The organism is Stenotrophomonas sp. HMSC10F06 (assembly GCF_001807865.1).
GTDB lineage: Bacteria > Pseudomonadota > Gammaproteobacteria > Xanthomonadales > Xanthomonadaceae > Stenotrophomonas > Stenotrophomonas bentonitica_A.
The window spans coordinates 1-6,992 of sequence record NZ_KV791275.1 but is presented as its reverse complement, the minus strand read 5'-3'; the positions used below and the strand labels follow the sequence as shown (position 1 = coordinate 6,992).

General features: G+C 67.4%; 5 protein-coding genes and 2 tRNA genes. 3 read left to right on the top strand and 4 right to left on the bottom strand.

Annotation, left to right across the window (positions count from 1 at the left end):
* Positions 1-2 precede the first annotated feature (2 nt).
* Positions 3-78, top strand: a tRNA-Glu gene (locus HMPREF3113_RS09285).
* A gap of 50 nt (positions 79-128) precedes the next feature.
* Here HMPREF3113_RS09285 and HMPREF3113_RS09280 read toward each other — a convergent pair.
* Positions 129-545: a GNAT family N-acetyltransferase gene (locus HMPREF3113_RS09280; RefSeq protein ID WP_070471846.1), complete on the bottom strand. Its 417-nt coding sequence runs from the start codon at positions 543-545 to the stop codon at positions 129-131.
* 105 nt (positions 546-650) lie between these two features.
* Here HMPREF3113_RS09280 and HMPREF3113_RS09275 point away from each other — a divergent pair, with 105 nt between their 5' ends.
* On the top strand, positions 651-1,607 hold the full coding sequence (locus HMPREF3113_RS09275) for an SOS response-associated peptidase family protein (RefSeq protein ID WP_070471845.1): 957 nt from the start codon (positions 651-653) through the stop codon (positions 1,605-1,607).
* Positions 1,608-1,614: 7 nt separating this feature from the next.
* Here the strand turns inward: HMPREF3113_RS09275 and HMPREF3113_RS09270 are convergent, their stop codons facing one another.
* A complete protein-coding gene (locus HMPREF3113_RS09270) occupies positions 1,615-1,995 on the bottom strand; it encodes a response regulator (protein ID WP_019185019.1) in 381 nt (126 codons plus the stop codon).
* Positions 1,996-2,119: 124 nt separating this feature from the next.
* Here HMPREF3113_RS09270 and HMPREF3113_RS09265 point away from each other — a divergent pair.
* Positions 2,120-2,206 (top strand) — tRNA-Leu (locus HMPREF3113_RS09265).
* Between the two features lie 53 nt (positions 2,207-2,259).
* Here the strand turns inward: HMPREF3113_RS09265 and HMPREF3113_RS09260 are convergent.
* Both HMPREF3113_RS09260 and HMPREF3113_RS09255 read right to left on the bottom strand, forming a co-directional pair.
* Positions 2,260-4,116, bottom strand: coding sequence for a methyl-accepting chemotaxis protein (locus tag HMPREF3113_RS09260; RefSeq protein WP_254665268.1), 1,857 nt, complete (start codon positions 4,114-4,116; stop codon positions 2,260-2,262).
* A 279-nt stretch (positions 4,117-4,395) separates the two neighbouring features.
* Positions 4,396-6,603, bottom strand: coding sequence for a PAS domain S-box protein (locus HMPREF3113_RS09255; protein ID WP_070471843.1), 2,208 nt, complete (start codon positions 6,601-6,603; stop codon positions 4,396-4,398).
* Positions 6,604-6,992 lie beyond the last annotated feature (389 nt).

Here is a 6,992-nt window from a genome sequence, read left to right as displayed (position 1 = left end):
GCGTCCCCATCGTCTAGAGGCCTAGGACATCACCCTTTCACGGTGGCGACCGGGGTTCGAATCCCCGTGGGGACGCCAGCTTCAAACAAACAGCCCTGACCTCGGTCGGGGCTGTTTGTTTATGGGGCCTACGCCACCACCTTCGCCATGCCCACCGAGCGCGGCGCGGTCACGGTGAAACCGAACTGCGCATACAGCCGGTGCGCCTGGCCATCGGCGATCAGGCTCACATACGCACCTTGCGCATTCGCGTGCAGCCAGGCATCGAGCTCGGCCATCACCGCCTTGCCCAGGCCCTGCCCCTGGCGGTCCGGGACCACGGCGATATCCACCACCTGCAGGAAGCAGCTGCCGTCGCCGATGAGCCGGCCCATCGCCAGCAACCGGTCATCCTCGCGCAGGCTCACACCGAAGACCGTGTTGGGCAGGCCACGCGCCGCCGCCTCGGCCGTTTTCGGGCTCAGGCCGGCCAGCACCCGCAGCGCGCGGTATTCCTCCACGCTGGGCGCCAGGGGGATGCAATGAACACCAGCAGGCAGCGACATGAGACGGGTCCGGCAATGAATGGACGCTCAGCATGCCCGAACGTATTCGCAGCATGTGCGACCCACCGGCCTATCCTGTCCCCCTGCCCACCCTGTTCCGTCGCCATGTGCTATTCCGCCCAGATCCGCGCCGATTACACCAAGCTGGTCCGTGAGTACGGGGCCATGCTGTCCCTGGACGAGTTCGCCCAGCTGTATGCCCACGACGCCGGCAAGCAACGCCCGAAAACGCCCAAGGCGATGGACGATGGCTTCGCCGGCGCGCGCACCGCGCAGGGCCAGGAGATCGTGGCGCGAATACAGCAATGGCATGCCGAGGAGATGCAGGCGCTGGATGAGGAGGTGCGCCTGCAGAGCGCCCGGCGGAAGGCGGCCGAAGAACACCTGGCCGCACGTCCCACGCAGAAGGCGCGCAATGAACTACGCGTGGCGGGCAACCGGATTGAACGTGCGCAGACGCGCCTGTCCGATCTGCAGCGCGCCGGCCTGGTGCCGCGCGACAGCCGCATTTTCCCCGGCGTCTATGCGCCGGTGATCGTGTCCGAGCAGGGCCAGCGCGTGATCAAGCCGATGCGCTACCAATGCCGGCTGCCGGACAAGCCCGCGCGCAACGACGTGTTGTATCCCGGCACCTACAACGCGCGCCGCGACAGCCTGGAGGCGTACTGGAAATCCGCGTTCGGCCATCGGCATGGCGTGGTGGTGGTGCAGTCGTTCTACGAACACGTGCCGCGTCACGCACTGGAGCAGCGCCCGCTGTCGCCGGGCGAGAAAGCCGAGAACGTCGTGCTCCAATTCAGCCCGCAGCCGCCGCGCGATCTGCTGATCGCCTGCCTGTGGTCGGAATGGGAAGGCCCGGAAGGCCGGCTGTTGTCGTTCGCCGCGATCACCGACGAGCCGCCCACGGAGGTGGCGCGCACCGGCCATGACCGCTGTATCGTGCCGATCCGGCGCGAACATCTCGATGCCTGGTTGAACCCCGACCCGGCAGACCTGGCCGCGCTGTACCGGATCCTGGACGACCGCGAACCGGTATCACTGGCGCACGCCGAAGCGGCGTGACGCCCACTCAGCCGGTAACCGAGTCCCCTGCCCGTGCGCGCCCCAGCGCGGCGTTCAATTCGGCCGTCAGGTAGGGCTTGGTCAGAATGATGCCCGAGCGGAAGGCCTCGGGCAGATGCTCGGTGGCCATGCCGGTGGCCAGCACGAAGGGGATCTGGCGGACCGCCAGGGCCGCAGCCACCGCCTCACTGGTCTCGTTGTTGGCCAGGCGGTAATCCAGCAGCACCACCTGGGGCCGGGTCTCGCCGAGCAGGCGCAGTGCCTCCGGCACCGACGCGGCCAACCCCACCACCACGGCGCCGGACTGTGCCAGCTGCATCTGCAGCAGCGCCGCACTCATTTCGTCGTTCTCGACCACCAGCACCCGAAGATCCTGCAGCGCGCTCATGACGACTCCCTGTATGGTTCAGCGCGATGAGTATAGCGTCCTGTGTAGGTGAAACCCTGACGCCGACTTAAGCATTCAGGTCTGCACAAACCTCCACATCTTGTATACACTACGCGGCCAGCCAGCCGAAGTGGCGGAATCGGTAGACGCAGCGGACTCAAAATCCGCCGCCCTTAAAAGCGTGTGGGTTCGAGTCCCACCTTCGGCACCATGGAAAACCAGAACGCCCCGGATCGACGGATCCGGGGCGTTTTTCGTTGTGCGTCAGACCAGACGCAGTGCGGGCTGGCCAGCAGTGGGATTGAGGTGCGCCGCGCGAGGCGCACCTGCCCCCGCCACCCGGAACGCCGCCACCGTCTGCAGCAGCCGGGTGGACTGCTCTTCCATGCTGCGGGCAGCCGCCGACGCCTCCTCCACCAGCGCGGCGTTCTGCTGCGTGCTCTCGTCGATGTGCTCGACCACCTGGTTGATCTGCTCGATGCCCTCGCTCTGCTGCTGGGCGGCGGTACTGATATCGGCCATCAGATCACTCACGCGCTTCACGCTGACCACGATCTCGTCCATGGTGCGCCCCGCGCTCTCGACCTGGCGCGTGCCCGCCCCGACCTTCTCGACCGAGTCGCCGATCAGTTGCTTGATCTCCTTGGCGGCCTCGGCCGAACGCTGCGACAGCGAGCGGATTTCAGAGGCGACCACGGCAAACCCGCGGCCATGTTCACCCGCGCGCGCCGCCTCCACTGCCGCGTTGAGCGCCAGGATGTTGGTCTGGAACGCGATGCCGTCGATCACCCCGATGATGTCGACGATACGGCGCGAGGAGTCGTTGATCAGCGACATGGTCGAAACCACCTCGTGCACCACCTGCCCACCCTGCGCCGCCACCTCGACCGCGCCACCGGCCAGCTGATTGGCCTGGCGGGCATTGTCGGCGGTGCGGCGCACGGTGGCGGTCAGCCCCTTCATCGAGACGGCGGTCTCCTCCAGCGAAGCGGCCTGCTGCTCGGTGCGCACGGACAGGTCGCTGTTGCCTTCGGCGATCTCGCTGGCACCTACGGCAATGGTGTCCGCCGCCAGCTTGATCTGGGTGATGATGCCGGCCATCGCTTCGACCAGCGCATTGATGCCCTCGCACAACTCGGCGATCGGGCCGGTCTTGTCCTGGGTGGCGATATGGCCGGTCAGATCGCCGGCCTGCGCTGCGGCCACCACTTCGCGTGTCTGCGCGACGGCCTGCTGCAGCGCCAGGGTGTCACGCACCTGCGCGGTGATATCGGTGGCGTACTTGACCACTTTGAACGGGCGTCCGTTCATGTCATAGATCGGGTTGTACGAGGCCTGGATCCAGACCTCGCGCCCGCCTTTGCCCAGGCGCTTGTACTGGCCGGCATCGTACTCGCCACGGCCCAGTTTCGCCCAGAACGCGCGGTACTCCGCGCTCTGGCGATGCTCGGGTTCGGCGAACATCGAATGATGCTGCCCGCGCACCTCCTCCAATGCGTAGCCCATGGCAGCGAGGAAGTTCTCATTGGCGGCCAGGATGCGACCTTCAAGGTCGAACTCGATCACCGCCTGTGATTTGTTGATGGCCGCCAGTTGCCCGGCGAAGTCGGCCGCCTGGAATTTCTGCGCGGTGATGTCGGTCGCGAACTTGACCACCTTGTACGGCCGCCCGTTGCTGTCGAACACCGGGTTGTAGGACGCCTGGATCCAGATCTCGCGGCCACCCTTGCCGATCCGCCGGTACTGGCCCGCATCGAACTCGCCGCGACGCAGGTTGGCCCAGAAGTCGCGGTACTCCCGGCTCTGCGCGTACTCGGCATCGACGAACATCGCGTGATGCTTGCCCTGGATCTCCTCCAGGGTGTAGCCCAGCGTCTGCAGGAAGTTGTCGTTGGCATGGACGATGGTGCCATCGAGATGGAACTCGATCACCGCCTGGACCCGATGCAGGGCCTTGACCTGGTCCTCCAGCTCGGCCTGCCGTTGCAGGGCGGCCGATGCCGCGGCGCCATGGGCGGCGCGTCGGGAAACGAACAATGCCGTGAGCGAACGCCACAACGTGCCGGCGTCGGCGTCGTTGCCACGACCTGGCACATGCGTGTGCAAGCCTGAAGTAATCATCTCTAGACCTCGGTGTCCTGTTAGCGAATAGGTCAGCGCCGGGCGGTGGCCCGGTGGCGGTATTCCGTTGGCTGGGACTCACGAAGACCGCCAGTGGGGATGACGTTGCTTCGATGGACTTCAAACACCGGGCAAGCCGGTGAACATGAACCATGAAAAAGGTGTACGGCCAGATATCCACGTGAGCAGACAGGCAGCAACTGCGAGTCATATAACGGCGCGTGTTCTGAAAGCTTTAGGGCCAGCATCCCCGCCCTGTGATGCAGACTGGTCCGGCGCCTACTCGCCGCTTTCGCTGGCATCGAGGGCGTCCAGCGGGTCGACCGCGCCCAGCCCCAGGGCTTCGACCTGCACGTTGTCGCGCCCCATCGCCTTGGCCCGGTAGCACTGGGCGTCGGCGGCGGCCACGGCATCATCCACGCTCATGCCCCCGAACAGCGGGGCGATCCCGATGCTGGCCCCCACGCTCAACCGGCGCTGATCCCAGGGGATGGACAACCCGCGCATCGCCTCGAGCAGGTCGCTGGCGATGCGCCGGGCACGCTTGAGCGAACAGCCGGCCAGGATCACCGCGAACTCGTCGCCGCCCAGCCGCGCCACGATGTCCGAATCGCGCACGCCGTGCCGCAGCACGCTGGCCACCGCCCACAGCACGGCATCGCCGGCCAGATGGCCGTGGGTATCGTTGACCGGCTTGAAGTGGTCCAGGTCGATGTACATCAACGAGGCCGACTGCCCGGTCCGCGCGACCCGGGTGATGGCCTGTTGCAGGTGCGCCTCGAAACCGCGCCGGTTGCTCAGTTCGGTCAGCGGGTCGATCTCGGCCAGATGCCGGGCTTCGCGCTGGCGGGCGCGCTGCTGGGTGACATCACGGATCACCCAGACCGCGCCGCTGACCTGCCCCTGCTCATCGCGCAGCCAGGCACGGGTAAGGTCGACCGGCAGCAGGTGGGCACCGACCGACAGCAACAGGTCCGAATGCAGATCGACCGCGTTGCTGTCCGGGTCGAGCAGCACGGCCACATCCAGCGGTGAGCGCGGCGCGTACTCGGTGGTGAGTTCCATCACCTCCTGCAGCTGGCTGCCGGCCAGGGCCTCGGCGCCCTCCCCGGCCAGCGCGCGCGTGGCCGCGGCATTGGCGTACTGGATGCCCCCGTGCAGATCCAGGGTGAGTACCATGTCGGCCACCGCATCCAGGGTGACGCGGGTGCGCTGCTCGGATTCGCGCAGCTGCTGGCCGCTGAGCCGCTGCGCGGTCACGTCCTGGATCTGCGAAACGAAATGCAGCGGCTCGCCATTCTCGGTGCGGACCAGCGAGACCGACAGCCGCCCCCAGACCAGGTTGCCGGCCTTGCCCAGATAGCGCTTCTCCATGTGGTAGTGCTCGCGACGGCCGGCCAGCAGGTCACCGAGCAGGGCCAGGTCGGTGTGCAGGTCATCCGGATGCGTCAGTGTCTGGAAGTCGATCTGCAGCAGTTCGGCACGGGTGTAACCGAGGATGCCGCACAGCGAATCGTTGACGTCCAGCCAACGCCCTTCCAGCGAGACCAGGGCCATGCCCAGCGCCGCCGAAGAGAACGCCCCGGCAAACTTCTCGGCCGCGACGAAGGCCTGCTCGCGCACCTGCAGCAGCGGGGTGAGATCGACCGCCATGCCGACATAGCCGATCCGGCTGCCCCCCGCGCCGTCCAGTGGGCTGATCGACAACCGCACCTGGCGCCGCTCGCCGTCCTTGCGCAGGAAGGTCCATTGGTGCGACCACGTGCCTTGGGCAGCGTGCGCGGTCAGTGCCTCGAAAATGGTCGGCATCCGCCCCTCCGCATCCATCTGGGGCTGCAGGTAGGCACGCATCTCGTCCGGATCATGGAACAGACCGGGGTTGACCCGCCCGATCACCTCCTCGGGCCGGTAGCCCAGCAGCTTCTGGGCGCCGGTATTGAACAGGTTCACCACCCCATTGATGTCGGTGGCGATCACCGCAACCTCATCGGAGGCATCCACCACCGCCTGCAGGCGCTGGCGCATGTTGGCCGCGTCCTGCCGGGCCTGCTGCAGATCGGTGACGTCGGCATGGGCACCGGCCATCCACAGCGGGCGGCCCTGCGCATCGCGCTCGTAGACGCGGCCACGGTCCTGCACCCAGATCCAGTGGCCCTGCTTGTGGCGCATCCGGCACAGGCTGTCGTAGTGCGGCGAGCGTCCCTCCAGATGCGCGCTGAGCAGCGCGTTGGATTGGGCCAGATCGTCGGGATGCACCAGCCGGAAGAAGGTGTCGGGCGTGATCGGGGCGAGTTCCTCGCGGGTGTAGCCCACGATCTCTGCCCAGCGCTCGTTGACCCGCATCTGCCCGCCCGGGATGTTCCAGTCCCAGGTGCCGGCCGCGGTGCCTTCGACGATCATTTCCAGCCGATGGCGCTGCTCGGCCATCTCACGCAGCGCTTCGGCCGCTTCGGCAGCGTCGGAGGCGCCGGTCGGTGACTGGCTCATGGGCGCCCTCCGCGCCGGCAGGCCGCGCACAGCCCTGCCGCCGCGCGGTGATCGGCGCTGCGGCCCGCCCGGTTGCCCGGTCCTGCCTGGTCGTCTGTCATCTGGGCTCCCCGCCGTCCACCCACCCTACGGGCATTCAACGGGAAGTGTGCGTAAACATGCGTCAAACCAGAAGTGCCCACGGCCACCCAGACCCCCGAAAACGCCAAAGGCCGCCCGAAGGCGGCCCCTGGCAGGCAACGGTAGCAGGCTCAGCCGCCGCGCTTGGCCCGGGCGAAGGCATCGGCCAGCGCATTGTTGGCCGGCGGTGCCGCGCTGCCCGGACGGGGGCCGGACGGGCCGCCGCGGTTGCCGTTGCGCGGGCCATTGCCCGCCCCACCGTCACGGCG